The sequence below is a fragment of the Nocardioides cynanchi genome (assembly GCF_008761635.1).
In the GTDB taxonomy this organism is placed as follows: Bacteria; Actinomycetota; Actinomycetes; order Propionibacteriales; family Nocardioidaceae; genus Nocardioides; species Nocardioides cynanchi.
Genome location: NZ_CP044344.1, coordinates 945,350 through 964,338 on the forward strand (window position 1 = coordinate 945,350; position 18,989 = coordinate 964,338).

Annotated in this window: 16 protein-coding genes; 13 read left to right on the forward strand and 3 right to left on the reverse strand. The window is 72.3% G+C overall.

Annotated elements, in window-relative coordinates:
* Positions 1–70 precede the first annotated feature (70 nt).
* A complete protein-coding gene (locus tag E3N83_RS04840) occupies positions 71–430 on the forward strand; it encodes a dsRBD fold-containing protein (protein ID WP_191907956.1) in 360 nt (119 codons plus the stop codon).
* Here the strand turns inward: E3N83_RS04840 and E3N83_RS04845 are convergent.
* Positions 373–927 carry a Dps family protein gene (locus E3N83_RS04845; RefSeq protein ID WP_151082227.1) on the reverse strand — a complete coding sequence of 185 codons (555 nt, stop codon included), beginning with the start codon at positions 925–927 and terminating at the stop codon, positions 373–375. The two genes, E3N83_RS04840 and E3N83_RS04845, sit on opposite strands and share 58 nt — an antisense overlap.
* A gap of 93 nt (positions 928–1,020) precedes the next feature.
* Complete coding sequence (locus E3N83_RS04850; RefSeq protein ID WP_151082228.1) at positions 1,021–1,971, reverse strand: SAM-dependent methyltransferase; 951 nt, start codon at positions 1,969–1,971, stop codon at positions 1,021–1,023.
* 73 nt (positions 1,972–2,044) lie between these two features.
* Between E3N83_RS04850 and E3N83_RS04855 the strand changes: the two genes are divergently transcribed.
* The 4 genes from E3N83_RS04855 (at position 2,045) to E3N83_RS04870 (ending at position 7,117) form a co-directional block, all read left to right on the forward strand.
* Positions 2,045–2,644: a TetR/AcrR family transcriptional regulator gene (locus E3N83_RS04855; protein ID WP_151082229.1), complete on the forward strand. Its 600-nt coding sequence runs from the start codon at positions 2,045–2,047 to the stop codon at positions 2,642–2,644.
* A 137-nt stretch (positions 2,645–2,781) separates the two neighbouring features.
* Positions 2,782–3,705: a universal stress protein gene (locus E3N83_RS04860; protein WP_191907957.1), complete on the forward strand. Its 924-nt coding sequence runs from the start codon at positions 2,782–2,784 to the stop codon at positions 3,703–3,705.
* Positions 3,683–6,085, forward strand: a complete 2,403-nt coding sequence (locus E3N83_RS04865; RefSeq protein WP_151082231.1) for a cation-translocating P-type ATPase — start codon at positions 3,683–3,685, stop codon at positions 6,083–6,085. Before E3N83_RS04860 ends, E3N83_RS04865 begins: the two co-directional genes overlap by 23 nt.
* Positions 6,086–6,187: 102 nt before the next feature.
* On the forward strand, positions 6,188–7,117 hold the full coding sequence (locus E3N83_RS04870; RefSeq protein WP_151082232.1) for a universal stress protein: 930 nt from the start codon (positions 6,188–6,190) through the stop codon (positions 7,115–7,117).
* A 39-nt stretch (positions 7,118–7,156) separates the two neighbouring features.
* Here E3N83_RS04870 and E3N83_RS04875 read toward each other — a convergent pair whose 3' ends face one another.
* Positions 7,157–9,877, reverse strand: a complete 2,721-nt coding sequence (locus E3N83_RS04875; RefSeq protein ID WP_151082233.1) for a cation-translocating P-type ATPase — start codon at positions 9,875–9,877, stop codon at positions 7,157–7,159.
* Between the two features lie 162 nt (positions 9,878–10,039).
* Here E3N83_RS04875 and E3N83_RS04880 point away from each other — a divergent pair, with 162 nt between their 5' ends.
* The 8 genes from E3N83_RS04880 to E3N83_RS04915 all read left to right on the forward strand — a co-directional run bounded on the left by E3N83_RS04880 (position 10,040) and on the right by E3N83_RS04915 (position 18,977).
* Positions 10,040–10,915 (forward strand): slipin family protein, encoded by an 876-nt coding sequence (locus E3N83_RS04880; RefSeq protein WP_151082234.1) that lies wholly within the window; start codon positions 10,040–10,042, stop codon positions 10,913–10,915.
* Entirely contained in the window at positions 10,869–11,123 is a 255-nt protein-coding gene (locus tag E3N83_RS04885; protein WP_151082235.1) for a dsRBD fold-containing protein, read from the forward strand. The genes E3N83_RS04880 and E3N83_RS04885 overlap by 47 nt, the downstream gene beginning before the upstream one ends.
* Positions 11,124–11,339: 216 nt before the next feature.
* The gene (gene kdpF / locus E3N83_RS04890; RefSeq protein ID WP_151082236.1) at positions 11,340–11,429 is read left to right on the forward strand and encodes a K(+)-transporting ATPase subunit F; all 90 of its coding nucleotides are present in this window, start codon (positions 11,340–11,342) and stop codon (positions 11,427–11,429) included.
* Positions 11,429–13,093 carry a potassium-transporting ATPase subunit KdpA gene (kdpA, locus tag E3N83_RS04895; protein ID WP_151082237.1) on the forward strand — a complete coding sequence of 555 codons (1,665 nt, stop codon included), beginning with the start codon at positions 11,429–11,431 and terminating at the stop codon, positions 13,091–13,093. The genes kdpF and kdpA overlap by 1 nt, the downstream gene beginning before the upstream one ends.
* Positions 13,090–15,165, forward strand: coding sequence for a potassium-transporting ATPase subunit KdpB (gene kdpB, locus E3N83_RS04900; RefSeq protein ID WP_151082238.1), 2,076 nt, complete (start codon positions 13,090–13,092; stop codon positions 15,163–15,165). Before kdpA ends, kdpB begins: the two co-directional genes overlap by 4 nt.
* A 5-nt stretch (positions 15,166–15,170) precedes the next feature.
* On the forward strand, positions 15,171–15,746 hold the full coding sequence (gene kdpC / locus E3N83_RS04905) for a potassium-transporting ATPase subunit KdpC (protein ID WP_151082239.1): 576 nt from the start codon (positions 15,171–15,173) through the stop codon (positions 15,744–15,746).
* Positions 15,747–15,750: 4 nt separating this feature from the next.
* Positions 15,751–18,279, forward strand: coding sequence for a DUF4118 domain-containing protein (locus tag E3N83_RS04910; protein WP_151082240.1), 2,529 nt, complete (start codon positions 15,751–15,753; stop codon positions 18,277–18,279).
* Positions 18,276–18,977: a response regulator gene (locus E3N83_RS04915; protein ID WP_151082241.1), complete on the forward strand. Its 702-nt coding sequence runs from the start codon at positions 18,276–18,278 to the stop codon at positions 18,975–18,977. The genes E3N83_RS04910 and E3N83_RS04915 overlap by 4 nt, the downstream gene beginning before the upstream one ends.
* Positions 18,978–18,989 lie beyond the last annotated feature (12 nt).

An 18,989-nucleotide genomic window follows, 5' to 3' on the forward strand; every position in this document is an offset into this window, starting at 1 on the left:
CCCGGTGACCTCGGGCCCTGCAGTGGTCCGGTCTGCCGCGATGAGATGGGGCGACCCCCGAGGAGAGCCCATGCCCCGCCACACCTGGACCGTCCGGATCGAGCTGTGCGAGACCTCGGACGCGGTGTCCGCGCACGCCTACCTCGAGGAGGGCCCGATCCGTCTCAGCGGTCGCGGCCAGGCCCCGGTCACGGCCCTCACCGAGGCCACGCACGCCCGCGGAGTCGCCGCCAGCCGGGCCCTGGCGCACCTGGGCCAGGAGCTGATGATCGCCGAGCAGCCGACGGGAGACCTGGTCCGGGCCGGCGGGACCCGGACGGAGCCCACGGTCTCCCCGGCTCACGTGCTCGACGTCCCGGTGCCCGAGCCGAGTCACTCCATCTTCGACGCCGCGCCCTCCTCGTCGATGCTGCCCTCCGTCGCCAGGTGACCGCTCTGGTCCTCCAGGTGGGCCCGGATGAACCAGTGGAAGAGCTCGAGCTGCTCGGTCTGCCCGATCACCATGTCCTGGGTGACGAGGTCGAGGCCGTCGAGCTCCTCGAGGGTGGCGCGGTTGGACTCGAGCACACCTCGGTAGACGATCTCGAGGGCGGCCAGGTGCTGCTGGGTCGAGGCCCGGCCCAGGGAGTAGTCGTCCCAGTCGCGCTCGGCGACGAGTGCTCCCGGGGTGCCCTTCGGTGAGCCGCCGAGGGTCGCGATCCGCTCGGCCAGGTCGTCGGCGAAGCCGCGCACGGCCTCGACCTGCGGGTCGATCATCTGGTGGACCGCGATGAAGTGCGGGCCTACCACGTTCCAGTGCACGTGCTTGAGCGTCAGGTGGAGGTCGTTGGCGGCATGGAGCCGTGACTGGAGCAGGTCGATGACGCGCGCGGCGTCCTCGCGGCTCAGCCCGGGAACGGTGAAGTGGAGTTCTGATGAGTTGGCCATGACTGCCCCGTACCCGACTTCTCGCGGAGTACGACGGGTGTGACGAAGCCGGTCGGTCGGGGCCGGCTCCGAGCCGCCGGTCCGACGACGTGGCTAGTCGGTCGGGCGTCGGCCGATCGTGACGGCCGGTGCGTGCGGGGGCGTCGGCACGGTCGTCACGTCCACCAAGCCTGCCTCACGGAGCAGCCGTTGCGCCTCCTCGTCGTTCAGCGGGGTACCGCCGTAGCAGACCGTCTTGAAGCGGGTCAGGGCCTCGTCGACCGGGTCGTCGCCGAGCTTCCCGTGACCCATCGTCACCCAGCCGCCCGGCACGAGCGCCCGCACGACCCGGGGCACACCCGCGCGCAGCGCCGCCTCCGGGACGAACGGCGCCGGCAGCCAGGCGAGCGCGAAGCACGCGTCGTCGGCGAGCTCGGCGACGTCCTGACGACGCAGCACGACCCGGTCCCCCACGGGGCTGCTCTCCAGCAGGCGTTCGGCCAGCTCGAGCACGCGGGGCAGGACGTCGATGCCGACGACGGTGAGCTCGGGGAACAGCTCGGCGTAGCCCGCCGCCAGTGCTGCGACCCCCGTCCCCACGTCGAGCATCCGGGCGCCGGGAGTCGTCAGCAGGTCGGCGAGCCCCGCGAGCATCGGCAGCCCGAGCTCCGCGAACGCGGCGGCACCCTGGGCGCTGGCCCGACCCTGGGCCAGGATCGCCTCGTCGGGCTGGTCGAGCCAGACCTCGGCACCCGAGCCGAGCACGGCCGAGGCCTGGAGCAGGGGAGCGGCCGCCTGCGCAGCCACCCCGTGCCGGTCGACGGACCCGCCTTCGAGCAGCTCGCTCGGGATGCCCAGGCTGTCGAGCACGGACCGGGCGGCGACGCGCCGGTCCCTCCGCGCGCCCGGGACATCGCGGGAGCCGCCGTCCGGCTCGCCGGCGACCAGGGCCAGGGCTGCTGTCGTCCAGGCGGCCCGGTCGCCCGTGGACAGGATCTGGTGGAGCCGGCTCAGGTGCGCCCGGTCGTCCGAGGCGGACCGGTCGCGTTGCTGGGTGATGGTCATGGTGCGGTCATGTCCTCCGGTGAGTGAGTTTCGGTACGTCGTAACGTAACAGCGTTGCGATAGACTGACAAGCATGGGCAGACCTCGAACCCACGACCGCCAGGTGGCTGACGCTCTCGTGGACGCCGCCGAGCAGCTGGCCGACTCCGGCGGCGTCGGCGCGGTCTCGGTGCGTGCGGTCGCCGAGCGCACCGGCACCACGACCCGGGCGGTCTACAGCGTGTTCGGCTCCAAGGCGGGGCTGGTGGCGGCGCTCGGCACGCGGATGTTCGAGCTGCTCGGCGACGGGGTAGCGGAGCTGCCCGAGACCGACGACCCGGTCGCCGACCTGGTCGAGGCGGGGGTCGGCGTCTTTCGCCGGCTGTCGGTCACCAGGCCCGCGCTGTTCGACATCGGCGTGCGGCACACGGCGGTCGACCCCGACACGGTCGGCGAGTTCGTGCCCGCCGCTCGCGACGCCTGGGGCAGCCTCGAGGCGAGGTTCCAGCGCCTGCAGGACGCCGGGCTGCTCCCCGGCCGGACCGTCACCGTCGCCTCCCGCCAGTTCGACGCGATGTGCGAGGGGCTCGCCGCCATGGAGCGCCGCGGCTCGATGGAGACCTCCGGTGCGGAGGACGTCTGGCGTGACGCGCTGCAGACCCTCCTGGACGGCATGACCCGACACCGGGACTGACGCCGCGGCCGGACGGCGTACGGCTCGATCTCTGACGAAGGTCCCGGTCCGGTGAGGCCTGCGGCACTGCTTCGCGGCCGGGCCGCGGCGGTGCAATGGGCGTGGACCCCCAGTGGGGCGAGCGATCGGAGACCGACATGGCGACGCCGGCGGTGGGCAGGATCCTGGTCGGTATCGGACCGTCCGGGCGCAACAGCGCGGCTCTGGAGTACGCCGCCGCCGAGGCGAAGCGTCGGGGTTGCGGCGTCCACCTGGTGCTGGTGATCCACCCGCGGTGGCCCGGCCCCGACGGCATGGTCGAGCTCAAGCTGGTCGGGCAGGACCTCGTGCGGGTCGACACCGACCTGCTGATGGCGTGCGAGCAGTGGCTGGTCGACCGGTCGGACGGCGACCTCAGGGTCACCACCAAGGTCGTGCACGGCGCGCCCACCAAGGCCCTGGTGCACGCGGCCCGCAACGCGGGACTGGTCGTGCTCCAGCACCACCGGATGGCCCGCGAGCACCACCTGCCGACGATGTCGATCACCAACGCGGTGGCCTCGCGGTCCGCGGCCCCGGTGGTCGCCGTACCCGACGACTGGCACGAGGACGGCGCGGGCGACCTGCCGGTCGTGGCCGCGGTCGTCGACGCCGAGACCTCGCGGGGGGTCGCGACCCATGCGCTCGAGGCCGCACGCCGGTCCGGGAGCGACCTGCACGTCACTCGCGCCTGGTCCTACGCGACCGACCTGGAGGTCGAGGACCCGATCTTCTCGAGCAGCTCCGCAGACGATTGGGAGGCGTGCCTGACCGAGCGGCTCACCAGCGGCCTGGGCGGGCTCCTCGCCGGGGAGCCGACGGTCGCCAGCCGCACGGACGTGGTGCACGGCCAGCCGGCGTACGTCCTGGTCGAGGCGTCGAGGCACGCGCGTCTGGTCGTGATCGGCCGGCACCGGCCCATGATGCCCGTGGGGTCGCACCTCGGCCCGGTCACCCGGTCCGTGCTGACCCACGCCCACTGCCCGGTGCTGGTCGTGGACGCCTCGGCTGCAGGCCCCGATGCCGACCCAGAGCCGGTCTGACCGGGCGGGTCTGACCGCTGCGGAGGCATCCCAGCGGCTGGCCGTCCACGGCCTCAACCAGATCGCCGGTGCCGTCCGCTCCAGCATCCCCGCGCAGGTGCGGGAGCAGCTGCGGGACCCGATGATCCTGGTGCTGCTCCTGGCGGCCGCGCTGACCGTGGCGACCGGGGACCGGCCCGACACCGTGGTGATCCTGCTGGTCGTGGCGATGAACACCACCGTGGGCATCGTGCAGCACCGCCGGGCCGAGGAGGCGATGGCAGCCCTGGGTGCACTGGCGCCGCAGGAGGCGACGGTCCGGCGCGACGACCTGCCGACCCGGATCCCGGCAGTCGAGGTGGTCCCCGGTGATCTCGTGCTCCTGGCCGGCGGTGACGTCGTCCCGGCCGACGGCCTGCTCGCCGTGGCGGAGGGGCTGACCCTCGACGAGTCGGCGATGACCGGCGAGTCGCTCCCCGTCGCGCGACTCGTCGGCGAGGAGGTGACCGCCGGCACGCTCGTCGTCCGGGGGAGGGGTGAGCTGGTGGTCACGGCGACCGGGGCCGGGAGCGGCCTCGGTCTGCTCGCGTCGATGGTCCACGACGCCCCCTCTCGTCGTACGCCGCTCCAGGACCGGATGCGGCGACTCAGTGCCGCGCTCGTGGCCCTGGTGCTCTCCCTGACCGTGCTCGTCGTCGTGCTGGGACTGCTGCGCGGAGAAGGACTGGTCGAGATGCTGGTGGTCGGCGCCAGTCTCGCCGTGGCGGCCGTGCCCGAGTCGCTGCCTGCCGTGATGACCGTCGCGCTCGCCACCGGTGCGCACCGGATGGCGCAACGGTCCGCCGTCGTACGGCGGCTCTCGGCCGTCGAGACCCTCGGCTCGGTCACCGTCATCGCCACCGACAAGACCGGGACCCTGACGGTCGGGAGCCTCTCGGTGGCCGCGCTCTGGTCCGCCGTCGACGCCGCGCCGGGGGAGGGTGACGACACGCTGCTGCGCGACCTCGTCCTGTGCAACGACGCCTCGACGGCGGCCGAGACGGACGGCCGGGGACAGGGCGACCCGCTCGAGCTGGCGATCCTGGCCCGGGCGGACGCCGCGGGCTACGACCACCGGTCGGTCCGGGCGTCCTGGCTGCGCTGCGCGGAGCTGCCGTTCGACGCAGCGACGCAGCAGATGACGACGGCCCACCGGTGCGGGGGAGCCGAGCTGACCGTGGTCAAGGGTGCCCCCGAGCAGGTGCTGCCCCTGGTCGGTGACGTGGACCGGGAGCGCGCACGGGCCATCGCCGACCGCTGGGCGGCCGAGGGGCAGCGCGTCCTGGCGGTGGCGCACGCCGACTGCCTCGACCTCGCCCCGGCACCCGGCTCGATGGGGCTCGCCGGCCTGGTCGCCTTCGCCGACCCGCCGAGGTCGGCCGCGGCGGCCGTGGTGCAGCGGTGTCGGGAGGCCGGCATCCGGGTCGTGCTGGTCACCGGCGACCACCTGCTCACCGCCCGGTCCGTGGCGCGGCAGGTCGGCATCATCGCCGACCCGGAGGACGACGCGGCGGGCACCGCGGTGTTCGCCCGTGTCGCCCCGGTCGAGAAGGTCGGGATCGTCGAGGCGTTGCAGGCCGGTGGCGAGGTCGTCGCGATGCTCGGTGACGGCGTCAACGACGCTCCGGCGCTGAAACGCTCGGACATCGGCGTCGCGGCCGGCCGGGGCGGCACCGAGGTCGCCCGCCAGGCGGCCGACGTCGTCCTCCTGGACGACGACCTGTCGACCGTCGTCGCCGCCATCGAGGAGGGTCGCCGGATCTTCGCCAACCTCCGGAGCTTCCTGGTGTACGCCGTGTCGGGCGGCCTGAGCGAGGTCGCCGTGATGCTGGTCGGTCCGTTCCTCGGGATCGCGCTGCCGCTGCTGCCCTCGCAGATCCTCTGGATCAACCTGCTCACGCACGGACTGACCGGCGTCGCCTTCAGCGGGGAGCCCGGCAGCCCGGACGCGATGCGGGCTCCGCCGGTGCCGCGCGACGCCCCGGTGCTCACCCGTCGGCACGTCGTCGTCCTCGGCACCGCGGCGGCGCTGCTGACGGCGACCTCGCTCGCGGTGGCGCTGGTGGTCGGTGGTGGGCAGGCGCGCACGGCGGCGTTCGTGACGTTGGGGCTGGGGCAGCTCGGTGTGGCGCTGGCGTTGCGCGCTTCGCGCACCGGGGCGAAGCGCAGTCCCGGGCTCGTGGTCTCCGTGGCTGTCTCCGCGGTGCTGATGCTGTGCCCGCTGGTCGTGGCTCCTCTGCAGAGCCTGCTCGGGGTCTCCGCCCTGTCCGGTGCCCAGCTCGGTCTGGCGGTGGGCGCGGCGCTCGTGCCCGGCCTCCTGGTGTCCGGCCTGCGGCGACTGGGCGTGGTGGCGTCGCTCTGAGGTCACGGCGGCGGGTGTCGAACGTCCCGGCAGGTGTCGACGCTCGGCACGGGACAGCGGTGGACCGGCGCACGACGATGGAGACACAGGAGGAGGCAGGTCATGAACGCACAGCAGGCATCCGGACATGTGGTCGTCGGCGCCGACGGGTCGGAGCAGGGTTATGCAGGAGTCCAGTACGCCGCGGTGGAGGCGGCGCGCCGGGGCGTGCCGCTCGACGTGGTGCACGTGATCCCGGGCTATGTCCCGGTCGGGCCCTTCCTGATGATCCCGGAGGGCTCCCTGCAGGAGTTCGGCACCTCGGTGGCCGACCGGGCCGCACTCGTCGCGGCCGGCCAGGAGCCCGGGCTGCGCGTCGCCAAGCACGTGCTGTCCGGCAACCGGGTGCGCGAGCTGATCCACTTCTCCGAGGGCGCCTGCCTGCTGGTCCTCTCGGCTCGTCATCTCAGTGTCATGGAGCACCTGACGACCGGGTCCACGGTGACCGCCGTGGTGAGCCGGGCCAGGTGCCCGGTCGCCGTCCTGCCGGTCGGCTGGCAGGCCCCGCCGACGCCGCACCGGCGGGTGGTGGCCGGCTACAAGTCGTCGTCGCACTCGGCCGAGCTGTTCGAGGACGCGTTCGCCGTCGCCGAGGCGCTGGATGCCGAGCTGGTCGTCCTGCACGCCTGGAAGCTCGAGGGCGTGTACGACGACGTGGTCGCCGGTCACGTCGAGGAGGAGCGGTGGAACACCGAGGAGCGGGCGATGATCGAGACGCTGCTCGAGGACTACCGCGAGTCCTACCCCGACGTGCCGGTCCGCGTCGTCGTGGTCCACGACCGGCCCACCCACGCCCTCGTCCACGCATCGCGGACGGCGGACCGGCTGGTGCTGGTCAAGCCGGCCCACGGCGCCCGCCTGCATCACCTGGGCGCGACCGCCCGGGCCGTCCTGCGGATGTCGTCGTGCCCGGTCGAGCTGCTGGCCACCACCGAGCGGCCGGAGATGGTCGCGGGGCTCACCGTCGAGGCCAACGGGCACATGGTGCGCTGAGCATCGTCGGACCTACTGCCCGCGAGGGCGCGCTTCCCGTCAGCGAGCAGCCGGGACGAACGGTCGTGCGGCCCGGCGTCGGACGGCGCGGTAGCTCTCGTCCGCGCCCCAGACGATCACCGGGAAGGTCACCAGCACGAGCAGCTCGCGCCAGCCGAGGGCCCGGGTGCCGAGCACGCTCTGGGCGGACGGCAGGTAGATCGCGAGTCCGCTGACCAGCAGCTCGAAGGCGATGCCGGCCACCAGCAGCCGGTTGCTGAAGATCCCGATACGCAGCAGGGACACCCGGTCGGTGCGTGAGGCCATCGCCGTACCGACCTGGCACGCCACGATGCCGGCGAACGCCATCGTGGTGGCGCGCAGGTAGGTCTCGTGCAGCGGGGTGCCCGCGCCGACGTCCGTGCCGGGGGTCCAGCCGGCGGCGTGCAGCACCCACAGGAAGCCCCCGATGACCAGCACCGCGCTGACCCCGCCGAGGATCCCCCAGGCCCGCAGCAGCATCGAGCCGGTGATGATGTTCTCCCCCCGACGGCGCGGGGGACGCTCCATGATCCCGGGCTCGGCGGCCTCCCGGCCGATGGCGAGGGCGGGCAGCGTCTCGGTGCCGAGGTCGATCATCAGGATCTGGGCGACCGTCAGCCCCAGCGGGATGGCACCGCCGGAGAGCGCGAACACCAGGAACGGGACGACCTCGGGGACGGCGTGCGCGAAGATGTAGAGGATGAACTTCCGGACGTTGTCGTAGACGCGGCGACCCGACTCCACGGCACGGATGATCGTGGCGAAGTCGTCGTCGGTCAGCACCATCGTCGCGGCCTCGCGGGCCACGTCTGTCCCGCTCTGGCCCATGGCGATCCCGATGTCGGCACGCCGCAGCGCGGGGGCGTCGTTCACACCGTCCCCGGTCATCGCGACGACGTGGCCGAGCGACTGGAGACGGGTGGCGATCCGGAGCTTGTCCTCGGGTGAGCTGCGCGCGAAGACGATCTCGTCGCCGCGCGCCAGCAGGGCGTCCAGCTGCTGGTCGGGCATGGCGTCGAGCTCGCTGCCGGGTACGACGTTCATCTCGCCGTCCGCGCCGATGCCCGCAGACCGGGCGATCGCCGCGGCGGTCGCGCCGTTGTCGCCGGTGATCACGTGCACGGTGATGCCGGCGGCGTGGGCGCGTCGTACGGCGTCGGGGACCGCGTCGCGGACGGGGTCGGAGAGGGCCACGAACCCCAGCAGCGTCAGGTCACGCTCGACGTCCGCCCGGTCCGTGGGTGGGGTTTCGGCGCCCAGGTCGCGGGATGCGCACGCGATCAGGCGCAGGCCCTGCGAGGCGAGATCCTCCAGGCGGGCGGACAGCGCCGCCCGACGGTTCGCGTCGAGGGGGACCGGCGGCTCGTCGTCGCGGATGGCCTGCACACAACGCTCGAGGACGGCTTCGGGCGCGCCCTTGGTGTACGCCGTGGTGCCGCCGCGGGCGTCCGTCGGCGGTGCGGCCGACAGCACCGTCATCAGCCGTAGTCGCGGGTCGAAGTGGAACATCCCGGTGCGTGCGCCGAGGGTCACGTCGTGACCGCGGGCGAGCCGCTCGGCGGCGTCGAGGAGGGCCAGCTCGGTGGGGTCGCCGGTGTGCGACTCGGGGTCGGCGGTGGTGCAGGCCCGCAGGGCGCGGGCCAGGGCCGCGGCCTCCCCGACCGCCTCCGGTGACGAGCGTCCGGTGGGGCCCCACCGGCTGTGCACCTGCATCCGGTTCTGGGTCAGGGTCCCGGTCTTGTCGGTGCAGATCACATCGGTGGAGCCCAGCGTCTCGACGGCGCTGAGTCGCTTGATCAGGCCACCGCGGCGGGCGAGGTCAGCCACGCCGACCGCCAGCGCGAGGGTGATCGTCGGAAGCAGGCCCTCCGGGACGTTGGCGACCAGCAGACCGATCGCGAAGACGGAGGCCTGTCGGAAGCTGAGGCCGGCCAGCATGCCGAGCGGCAGGAAGGCGATGCCCACGCTGACCGCGACCGCGGCGATCAGCCAGGCCACGCGCCGTACCTGACGCTCCAGCGGGCTGCTGTCGCGGGTCGTACGGCTGCTGAGGTCGGCGATCCGGCCGAGCTCGGTGTGCATGCCGGTGTGGGCGACCACCGCCGTGGCCTCGCCCCCCGTGCACGTGGTGCCCGAGAGCACGACGTCGGTCGCCTCGATCACCCGGTCGCCGACCACGACTCCCGGCCCGGCCAGCTGGCGGAGTGCCGGGACCGACTCGCCGTTGATCGAGGAGAGGTCGATCTCGACCGCGCCCTCCACGATCCTGGCGTCGGCGCTGATGGCCGCCCCCTCCTCGATCACGAGGAGGTCGCCGGGCACGACAGCGGTCGCGTCGACCACGACGTGGTGGCCGTCCCTGAGCACCGTCGCGTGGGTCGGCAGGTAGGCGCGGAGGGCGGCGACCGCATGCTCGGCGTGGCGTTCCTGGATCAGGGCGAAAGCAGCATTGAGAGCGATCACGGTCAGGATCGCGGTGCCGAGCACCGGTCCCTGCGTCGCGTAGGCCAGCGCGGCGGCGACCCAGAGCAGGAGAGCCAGGGGATGGGTCAGCTGACGCAGCAGGGCGGCGACCAGACTGCTCTTGCGAGCGGTAGCCAGCGTGTTCGGGCCGACCTGGTCGAGCCGCCGGCGGGCATCGGCCTCGGTCAGCCCCGCGAGGTCACACTCCAGCTCGGTGAGGAGATCGGGGAGCGGAGCCAGCAGGAGGTCGGGAGCAGCCGCGGTCTCGTACGCCATGACTTCACGCTGCCGCCGGTCCGCCGGACGGCACAGAGGCGTTGGGCCCAGCGCGTCCCGACCCCTCGGGGACCTTCGCCCCCGCCGTCCGGGCCCTCCCACCCTGCCGGCCGGACCGTGGCAGCAGCAGAGTGGGGACTGGCTCGGAGAAGGAGTTGCGCGATGAAGGTCCTCGCGGTCGTGCTCGTGGTTGTCGTCGTGCTGGCAGTGGTGCTGCTGGCCCTGTCGATGCGGGTCGTGAACCAGTACCAGAAGGGCGTGGTCTTCCGGCTGGGGCGGGTCCGCGCCGTGCGTGAGCCAGGTCTGACGTTCATCATCCCGTTCGTCGACAAGCTCAAGAAGGTCTCGCTGCGGATCATCACCATGCCGGTGCAGTCGCAGGGGATCATCACCAAGGACAACGTCAGCATCGACGTCGCCGGCGTGGCGTACTTCCGGATCGTCGACGCCGTCAAGGCCGTGATCGCGATCGACAACGTCGCTGCCGCGATCGACCAGATCGCACAGACCACCCTGCGCAACGTGGTCGGCCAGCACACGCTGGACCAAGCGCTCTCCGAGACCGACTCGATCAACGCCAACATCCGCGACATCCTCGACCGGACCACGACCGAGTGGGGAGTCCTGGTCACGCTGGTCGAGCTCAAGGACATCCAGCTCCCGGACAGCATGAAGCGGGCGATGGCCCGCCAGGCCGAGGCCGAGCGCGAGAAGAGGGCCAAGATCATCGCCGCCGAGGGCGAGGCGTCCGCGGCCGCCGCGCTGGGTCAGGCCTCCGACACGATGATGCGGCACCCGTTGGCGCTCCAGCTGCGCAACCTGCAGAGCCTGGTCGAGCTCGGCGTCGACAAGAACACGACCGTCGTCTTCCCGGCCCCGCTGATGAGCAGGATCGGAGAGCTCGGGACCTTCCTCCGGCGCGAGGGCGAGGCCGCCGCGAACCCGCGGCTCATGGACCTCTCGGACCTGATCACCGGAAAGGAAGCCCACGATGAACGAGACAGTGACGCGCTGGTCGGTGCAGATCTACCTCAGTGAGATCGACGGCCACACCCACGCCCAGGCCCGGCTCGCGAGCGGGCTCGAACCGCCGCTGACCACCACCGGCGAGGCGAACCTGTCCCGGAACGACGTCCTCGACGTCGCGGAGGTCGGCTTCGAGCTGGCCACCGCCCGGGCCCTCCGGTCGCTGGCCGACGAGCTGATCACGATCGCCAACGAGGACGTCGAGGCCCTGACCGGCTGACCGAAGCTCGCCCGCGCGTCAAGGACGCGTCAGGGATCCGGCGTACGCCGTCAGGAACGCGTTAGGAAATCGGTGCCGGGGGCGGCACCACCCCTGTGATGGGAACCAGAAGGTTCCCGTCCTGGAGGTGTGTGTGGTGGTCGATGTCGCCCTGGTGGCGCTGACGGTCGCGGTGTTCGTGGCCCTGGCTCTGGTCCTGCGAGGGTTGGAGCGCTTGTGAGCGCCGAGAACCTGACCGGGCTGATCCTGGCCGTCCTGCTGACCGCCTACCTCGTGGTGGCCCTGGTCTTCCCGGAGAAGTTCTGATGCGCGACTCGGCAGCCGGGCTGCTCACCGTCCTCGCACTGCTGGTCGTCCTCGCCGTCACGCACGTCCCGCTGGGCGACTACATGGCGCGGGTCTACTCCAGCGTCAGGCACTGGCGCGCCGAGCGGCTCGTCTACCGGGTCTGCCGGATCGACCCCGACGCCGACCAGACCTGGGCGACGTACGCGATGTCGGTGCTCGGCTTCTCGCTGGCTTCCGTGCTGTTCCTCTTCGGCCTGCAGCGGGTCCAGCACCTGCTGCCGTGGTCTCTGGGCTACCCGGGAGTGGAGTCGCACCTGGCGTGGAACACCGCGGCGTCGTTCGTGACCAACACCAACTGGCAGAACTACTCGGGCGAGTCGACCCTGGGCTACCTCGTCCAGATGGCCGGCCTGGCGGTGCAGAACTTCGCCTCGGCCGCGGTCGGCATCGCCGTCGCCGTCGCGCTGGTGCGCGGCTTCGCGAGATCCCGCACCAACCGCCTCGGTAACTTCTGGGTCGATCTCACCCGCGGCTGCTTCCGGATCCTGCTCCCGCTGAGCCTGGTCGCGACGGTCCTGCTGATCGGCGCGGGCGTCGTCCAGAACCTCTCCGACACCCACACGATCACCACGATCGCCGGCCAGACCCAGCACCTGCCGGGTGGCGCGATCGCCAGTCAGGAGGCGATCAAGGAGCTCGGCCAGAACGGCGGCGGCCCCTACAACGCGAACTCCGCCCACCCGTTCGAGAACCCGAACGCGTTCACGAACCTGCTCGAGATCGTGATGATCCTGCTGATCCCCTTCGCCTTGCCACGCACCTTCGGGAGGCTGCTCGGCGACAAGCGGCAGGGCTGGGCGATCCTCGGCGCCATGACCGTGATCTACACCGCCATGCTGGCCCTGCTCACCACCTTCGAGGCGCAGCACTCCGGTGTGGCGCTGCGGGCAGCGGGTGCCGCGATGGAGGGCAAGGAGGTCCGCTTCGGGATCCCGTCGTCGGCCCTCTTCGCGAACTCGACCACCCTCACGTCGACCGGCGCGGTCAACGCCATGCACGACTCCCTGACGCCGCTCGGCGGAGGCGTGGCGATGGTGAACATGATGCTCGGCGAGATCGCGCCCGGCGGATCGGGGTCCGGTCTCTACGGAATGCTGGTCCTGGCTGTGGTCACGGTGTTCGTCGCCGGCCTGATGGTCGGGCGAACACCTGAGTACCTCGGCAAGAAGATCCAGGCCCGGGAGGTGAAGTTCGCCGCCCTCTACATCCTGACCACGCCCGCCGTCGTCCTGGTCGGCACCGGCCTCGCGATGTCGATCCCGTCGGCCCGGGCCTCGATGGAGAACGCCGGCCCGCACGGCCTCTCCGAGGTGCTCTACGCCTTCACCTCACAGGCCAACAACAACGGCAGCGCGTTCGGGGGACTGACCGGCAACACGAGCTTCTACAACATCACCGGGGGCCTGGCCATGCTGATCGGCCGTTTCCTGCCGATGCTCTTCGTGCTCGGTCTGGCCGGCTCCCTGGCCGCACAGAAGCCCGTCCCTGCCACCGAAGGCACCATGCCCACCCATCGGCCGTTGTTCGTCACGATGCTGGTCGGCGTCGTGGTCGTCGTGGTCGCCCTCACCTACTTCCCGGCACTCGCGCTGGGACCGCTCGCAGAAGGAGTCACCCGATGACCGAGCTCGCCGCTCCCGGCTCGCCCGGCGCCCGGGTCGGCGCCGGGCTGCTCGACCCACGCCTGCTGGTCACCCAGCTCCCGGCCGCCTGCGCCAAGCTGGACCCGCGGCTGATGGCCCGGAACCCGGTGATGTTCGTCGTGGAGGTGGGGGCCGCCCTCAGCACCGTGCTGGCCGTCGTACACCCGTCGGTGTTCGCCTGGCTCATCGTCGGGTGGCTCTGGGCCACCGTCGTGTTCGCCAACCTGGCCGAAGCCGTCGCCGAGGGCCGCGGCAAGGCCCAGGCCGCCTCACTGCGGCGCAGCCGTCAGGAGACCACGGCCCGGCTGCTGGTCGACGGTGTCGAGCAGCCGACCGGCGCCGCAGCGCTGAAGGTCGGCGACCTCGTGGTCTGCGAGAGCGGCGACGTGATCCCCAGTGACGGCGACGTCGTCGAGGGCATCGCCAGCGTCGACGAGTCCGCGATCACCGGCGAGTCCGCCCCGGTGATCCGGGAGGCCGGCGGAGACCGTTCCGGGGTCACCGGCGGCACCCGCGTCCTGTCAGACCGGATCGTGGTCCGGATCACCGCCAGGGCGGGGGAGACCTTCCTGGACCGGATGATCGCCCTGGTCGAGGGAGCGTCCCGGCAGAAGACCCCGAACGAGATCGCGCTGAACATCCTGCTGGCGAGCCTCACCATCGTCTTCCTGCTCGCCGTGGTGACGCTCCAGCCGCTGGCGACCTACAGCGGCGCGCCCCAGTCGGGCATCGTGCTCGTCTCGCTCCTGGTGTGCCTGATCCCGACCACGATCGGTGCGCTCCTCACCGCGATCGGGATCGCGGGCATGGACCGGCTCGTCCAGCGCAACGTCCTGGCGATGTCGGGCCGGGCCGTGGAGGCCGCGGGTGACGTCAACACCCTGCTGCTCGACAAGACGGGGACGATCACGCTCGGCAACCGCGAGGCCGTCGAGTTCCTGCCGCTCAGCGGGATCGACGGCCAGGAGCTGGCCGACGCCGCGCAGCTGTCCAGCCTCGCCGACGAGACGCCCGAGGGCCGCTCCATCGTGGTCCTGGCCAAGCGGGAGCACGGCCTGCGCGACCGGAGCCCTGGTGAGCTGACCCACGCCACGTTCGTACCGTTCAGCGCCCAGACCCGGATGAGCGGGTGCGACCTGTCCGAGGACGGCCACTCCCGCGAGGTCCGCAAGGGCGCCAGCAGCGCCGTCCGGGAATGGGTGCGCGAACAGGACGGCGTCCTGCCCGACGAGCTGGGCCGGACGGTGGACGCCATCTCGTCCGCCGGAGGTACGCCGCTCGTGGTCGCCGACCACAGCCCGTCGGGCGCGCGGGTGCTCGGTGTGATCCACCTCAAGGACATCGTCAAGAACGGCATGCGCGAGCGCTTCGACGAGCTGCGCCGGATGGGCATCCGGACCGTGATGATCACCGGCGACAACCCGCTGACGGCCAAGGCCATCGCGGACGAGGCGGGGGTCGACGACTTCCTCGCCGAGGCCAAGCCGGAGGACAAGCTCGCGCTGATCCGGCAGGAGCAGGAGGGTGGCCGGCTCGTGGCGATGACCGGCGACGGCACCAACGACGCCCCGGCTCTGGCGCAGGCGGACGTCGGCGTGGCCATGAACACCGGCACCTCGGCCGCGAAGGAGGCCGGCAACATGGTCGACCTCGACTCCAACCCGACGAAGCTGATCGAGATCGTGGAGATCGGCAAGCAGCTGCTGATCACTCGGGGGTCGCTGACGACGTTCTCCATCGCCAACGACGTCGCGAAGTACTTCGCGATCCTCCCGGCGATGTTCGCACCGGTGTACCCGGGCCTGGACCGCCTCAACGTGATGCAGCTCGCCAGCCCGTCGTCGGCGATCCTCTCGGCGGTGGTCTTCAACGCCCTGGTGATCGTCGCGCTGGTGCCGCTGGCCCTGCGTGGCGTCCGCTACACGCCGTCCTCGGCGGCGGCGATGCTGAGGCGCAACCTGCTGGTCTACGGCCTCGGCGGCCTGGTCGTCCCGTTCGTCGGGATCAAGGCGATCGACCTCCTCGTGCAGTTCATCCCCGGAATCAGGTGACCTCCATGTCCATGCTCCGACAGACCGTTGCCGGCGTCCTCCTGCTGCTCGCGTTCACCGTGGTGCTCGGCCTCGGCTACCCGCTGGTGATGACCGGCGTGGGTCAGGTCGCCTTCCCCGGCCAGGCCGACGGCTCGCTGGTCCGGCTCCAGGGCCGCGACGTCGGGTCGTCCCTGATCGGGCAGGAGTTCACGGGAACGCGGTGGTTCCACTCCCGCCCCTCCGCGCCGTCGTACGACGCGCTGGCCTCGGCCGGCTCGAACCTCGGCCCGAACTCGCCCGATCTCCTGGAGGCGGTCCAGCAGGCCCGCGCCCAGGTCGCTCGTCAGAACGGCGTGGCTCCGGGCGACGTACCTCCGGACGCCGTGACCTCGAGTGGCTCCGGCCTGGATCCACACATCAGCCCGGCCTACGCCGATCTCCAGGTCGCCCGGGTGGCGCGGGCCAGGGGGATGAGCGTGACCGACGTCCAGCAGCTCGTCGACGACCACACGCAGGGGCGGATCCTCGGGTTCCTGGGGGAGCCGCGGGTCAACGTGCTCGAGCTGAACCTCGCGCTGGCCGCAGCCACGGGAGGATGACCCGGTGAAGCGCGGCCGGCTGCGGGTCTACCTGGGGATGGCGCCCGGGGTGGGCAAGACGTTCGCGATGCTGGACGAGGGGCGCCGCCGTCAGGGGCGTGGCACCGACGTCGTGGTGGGGATCGTCGAGACCCATGGCCGCGCGCACACGGCCGAGCAGCTGGAGGGACTCGAGATCCTGCCGCGCCGGCGGCTCGACTACCGGGGTACGACGTTCGAGGAGCTCGACCTCGATGCGCTGCTCGCGCGCCGGCCCGAGGTCGCCCTGGTCGACGAGCTGGCGCACAGCAACATCCCCGGCACCCGCAACGATAAGCGCTGGCAGGACGTCGACGAGCTCCTCGACGCCGGGATCGACGTGATCACCACGGTCAACATCCAGCACCTGGAGTCGCTCAACGACGTGGTCGAGCGGATCAGCGGGGTGCCGCAGCGCGAGACGATCCCGGACGAGGTTGTCCGCCGCGCCGAGCAGATCGAGATCGTCGACATCGCCCCCGAGGCGCTCCAGAGGAGGATGGCGCACGGCAACATCTATCCGCCGGAGCGCGTGGACGCAGCACTGACCAACTACTTCCGGGTCGGCAACCTCTCGGCCCTGCGCGAGCTGGCGCTGCTGTGGGTGGCCGAGCGGGTGGACGAGGGCCTGCAGCGCTATCGCGCCGCCCATGGGATCGACCAGCCGTGGGAGGCCCGCGAGCGGATCGTCGTCGCGCTGCCCGGAGGGCCCGAGGGAGAGACCCTGCTGCGGCGGGCGGCCCGGATCGCGGCGCGGACCACGGGTTCGGACCTGCTCGCCCTCCATGTGGTCAAGGGGGACGGGCTCCGCGCGGACGACCCGGCCGCCCTGGCCAGGCAGCGCCACCTCGTGGAGTCGATGGGCGGCACCTGGCACCAAGTGGTGGGTGACGACGTCGCGGTCTCCGTTCTCGCGTTCGCCGGTGCGGAGAACGCGACCCAGATCGTGCTCGGCGTCAGCAGTCGGGGGCGCTGGGAGACCTTCCTGTCGGCCGAGGGCGTCGGCGCCCGGGTGATCCGGCTGTCCGGTCACATCGACGTGCACCTGGTCAGCCACGAGGCCGCGCGCGGGCCGGGGCTGCTGCCCGCGGTGCCACTGGCCGGACTGACCACGGCGCTGAGCCCGCGGCGCAGGCTCCGGGCCACGGCACTGGCAGCCGTGGCTCTCCCGCTGCTCACCCTCGCGCTCACCCGGGTCCGCGGCGACAACCTGCCGAGCGACATGCTGCTCTTCCTGGGCGTGGTGATCTTGGTCGCGCTCGCCGGGGGACTGTGGCCAGCGCTGGCCACCGCGGTCGTCGGCACCCTGCTGCTCAACTACTACTTCACCCCACCGGTGCACACCTTCACGATCGCGGACCAGAACAACGCGCTCGCCCTGCTGGTGTTCGTGGCCGTGGCCGCCCTGGTCTCGGTGCTGGTCGAGCGGGTCGTCCGGCGTACGACGGAGGCCGGCCGGGCCACTGCCGAGGCGACCATCCTGGCCGGACTGGCCGGGGGGATCCTGCGCGGCGAGACCTCCCTGGACGCACTGCTCGGTCGCGCCCGGGAGACCTTCGGTCTCGCCGGGGTCACGCTGCTCCAGCGGGACTCCACCGGGGAGCCGTGGCGTCCCGTCGCCTCGGTCGGCGAGTCGGAGGCCGGGGGAGCGGCCGAGGTGCCGCTCGGGGACCTGCTCCTGCTGCGCACGAGTGGAGGCCCGGTCCGACCCGACGACCAGCGCCTGCTGGCCGCCTTCGCGGCCCACGCTGCGGTGGTCCGGGAGCGGGCGGAGCTCGCCGGCCGGGCTGCCGAGGCCGTCGTCGTGGCCGAGGGCGACCGCACGCGGGCCGCCCTGCTGGCCGCGGTCAGCCATGACCTCCGGAGCCCGCTGGCGGCCGCGAAGGCCGCGGTCACCTCACTCCGCAGCGACCACGTCGCCTGGAGCGACGAGGCGCGAGTCGAGCTCCTCGCCAACGCCGACGAGTCGCTGGACCGGCTGACCCGGCTGATCGAGAACCTGCTCGACATGAGCCGGCTCGAGGCCGGGGCCCTCGGGTTCGTGCTGTCCCCGGTCGCGCTCGACGAAGTGGTGCCCCTGGCCCTGGACGCGATCGCGGCCGGACCGGGAGCCGTGGTCACCGACGTCCCCGAGACCCTGCCGGAGGTGGTCGCCGATCCGGTCCTGCTCGAGCGGGTCCTGGTCAACCTGCTCGCGAACGCGCTGCGTCACAGTCCCGAGGGACGGCCCCCGCTGGTCGCGGCGAGCTGTCACGCCGGCCGGGTCGAGCTGCGGGTGGCCGACCGCGGACCGGGGGTGCCGCACGGCGACCGGGAGCGGATGTTCGCTCCCTTCCAGCGTCTCGGCGACCGCGACACCTCGACCGGCATCGGCCTCGGGCTCGCCCTCTCGCAAGGACTCACCCGGGCGATGGGCGGCACCCTGGAGCCGGGCGACACCCCCGGCGGCGGGCTGACCATGACCGTGACGCTGCCGGTGGCCGGCGGAGCGCGCATTCACCCGGAGCCGGAATGACCACGGTCCTGGTGGTCGACGACGAGCCGCAGATCCTGCGTGCCCTCGTGGTCAACATGCGCGCGCGGGGGTACGACGTGCACACGGCCGCCGACGGAGCGAGCGCCCTGCGCGTGGCCGGCCTGCACCCGCCGGACCTCGTGGTGCTCGACCTCGGGCTGCCCGACATGGAGGGGCTCGAGGTCATCGCGGGGCTCCGCGGCTGGAGCACCGCTCCGGTCATCGTGCTGACCGGACGCACCGAGCAGGTCCAGAAGATCGCGGCGCTCGATGCCGGTGCGGACGACTACGTGACCAAACCGTTCGGGATCGAGGAGCTCTTCGCCCGGATGCGCGCGGTCTCGCGCCGCAGCCATCCCGAGCACGCGCCGGAGGTGCGGCTGGGGGAGTGGGTCGTCGACCTCGTGGCCGCGCGGGTCCGGCCGGCGTCCGGCCGCGGAGAGGACCAGAAGCTGACTCCCAAGGAGTGGCGGATCCTCGAGATCCTGGTCCGCAACCCCGGGCGGCTGGTCACCAAGGCCCAGCTGCTGCGCGAGGTCTGGGGGCCGTCGTACGAGAGTGAGAGCCACTACTTGCGGCTGTACCTCGCCCAGCTGCGCCGCAAGCTCGAACCCGACCCGTCGCGGCCGGCGTACCTGCTCACCGAGACGGGTATGGGCTACCGGTTCCGGCCCGACGACCAGGTCGACTGCTCCTGACCGGCGGGCCGG

Excerpts from the sequence above, each read along its gene's own strand:
- E3N83_RS04840 (WP_191907956.1), top strand. The coding sequence starts at position 71 with ATGCCCCGCCACACCTGGACCGTCCGGATCGAGCTGTGCGAGACCTCG.
- E3N83_RS04845 (WP_151082227.1), bottom strand. The coding sequence starts at position 927 with ATGGCCAACTCATCAGAACTCCACTTCACCGTTCCCGGGCTGAGCCGC.
- E3N83_RS04850 (WP_151082228.1), bottom strand. The coding sequence starts at position 1,971 with ATGACCATCACCCAGCAACGCGACCGGTCCGCCTCGGACGACCGGGCG.
- E3N83_RS04855 (WP_151082229.1), top strand. The coding sequence starts at position 2,045 with ATGGGCAGACCTCGAACCCACGACCGCCAGGTGGCTGACGCTCTCGTG.
- E3N83_RS04860 (WP_191907957.1), top strand. The coding sequence starts at position 2,782 with ATGGCGACGCCGGCGGTGGGCAGGATCCTGGTCGGTATCGGACCGTCC.
- E3N83_RS04865 (WP_151082231.1), top strand. The coding sequence starts at position 3,683 with ATGCCGACCCAGAGCCGGTCTGACCGGGCGGGTCTGACCGCTGCGGAG.
- E3N83_RS04870 (WP_151082232.1), top strand. The coding sequence starts at position 6,188 with ATGAACGCACAGCAGGCATCCGGACATGTGGTCGTCGGCGCCGACGGG.
- E3N83_RS04875 (WP_151082233.1), bottom strand. The coding sequence starts at position 9,877 with ATGGCGTACGAGACCGCGGCTGCTCCCGACCTCCTGCTGGCTCCGCTC.
- E3N83_RS04880 (WP_151082234.1), top strand. The coding sequence starts at position 10,040 with ATGAAGGTCCTCGCGGTCGTGCTCGTGGTTGTCGTCGTGCTGGCAGTG.
- E3N83_RS04885 (WP_151082235.1), top strand. The coding sequence starts at position 10,869 with ATGAACGAGACAGTGACGCGCTGGTCGGTGCAGATCTACCTCAGTGAG.
- kdpA (WP_151082237.1), top strand. The coding sequence starts at position 11,429 with ATGCGCGACTCGGCAGCCGGGCTGCTCACCGTCCTCGCACTGCTGGTC.
- kdpB (WP_151082238.1), top strand. The coding sequence starts at position 13,090 with ATGACCGAGCTCGCCGCTCCCGGCTCGCCCGGCGCCCGGGTCGGCGCC.
- kdpC (WP_151082239.1), top strand. The coding sequence starts at position 15,171 with ATGTCCATGCTCCGACAGACCGTTGCCGGCGTCCTCCTGCTGCTCGCG.
- E3N83_RS04915 (WP_151082241.1), top strand. The coding sequence starts at position 18,276 with ATGACCACGGTCCTGGTGGTCGACGACGAGCCGCAGATCCTGCGTGCC.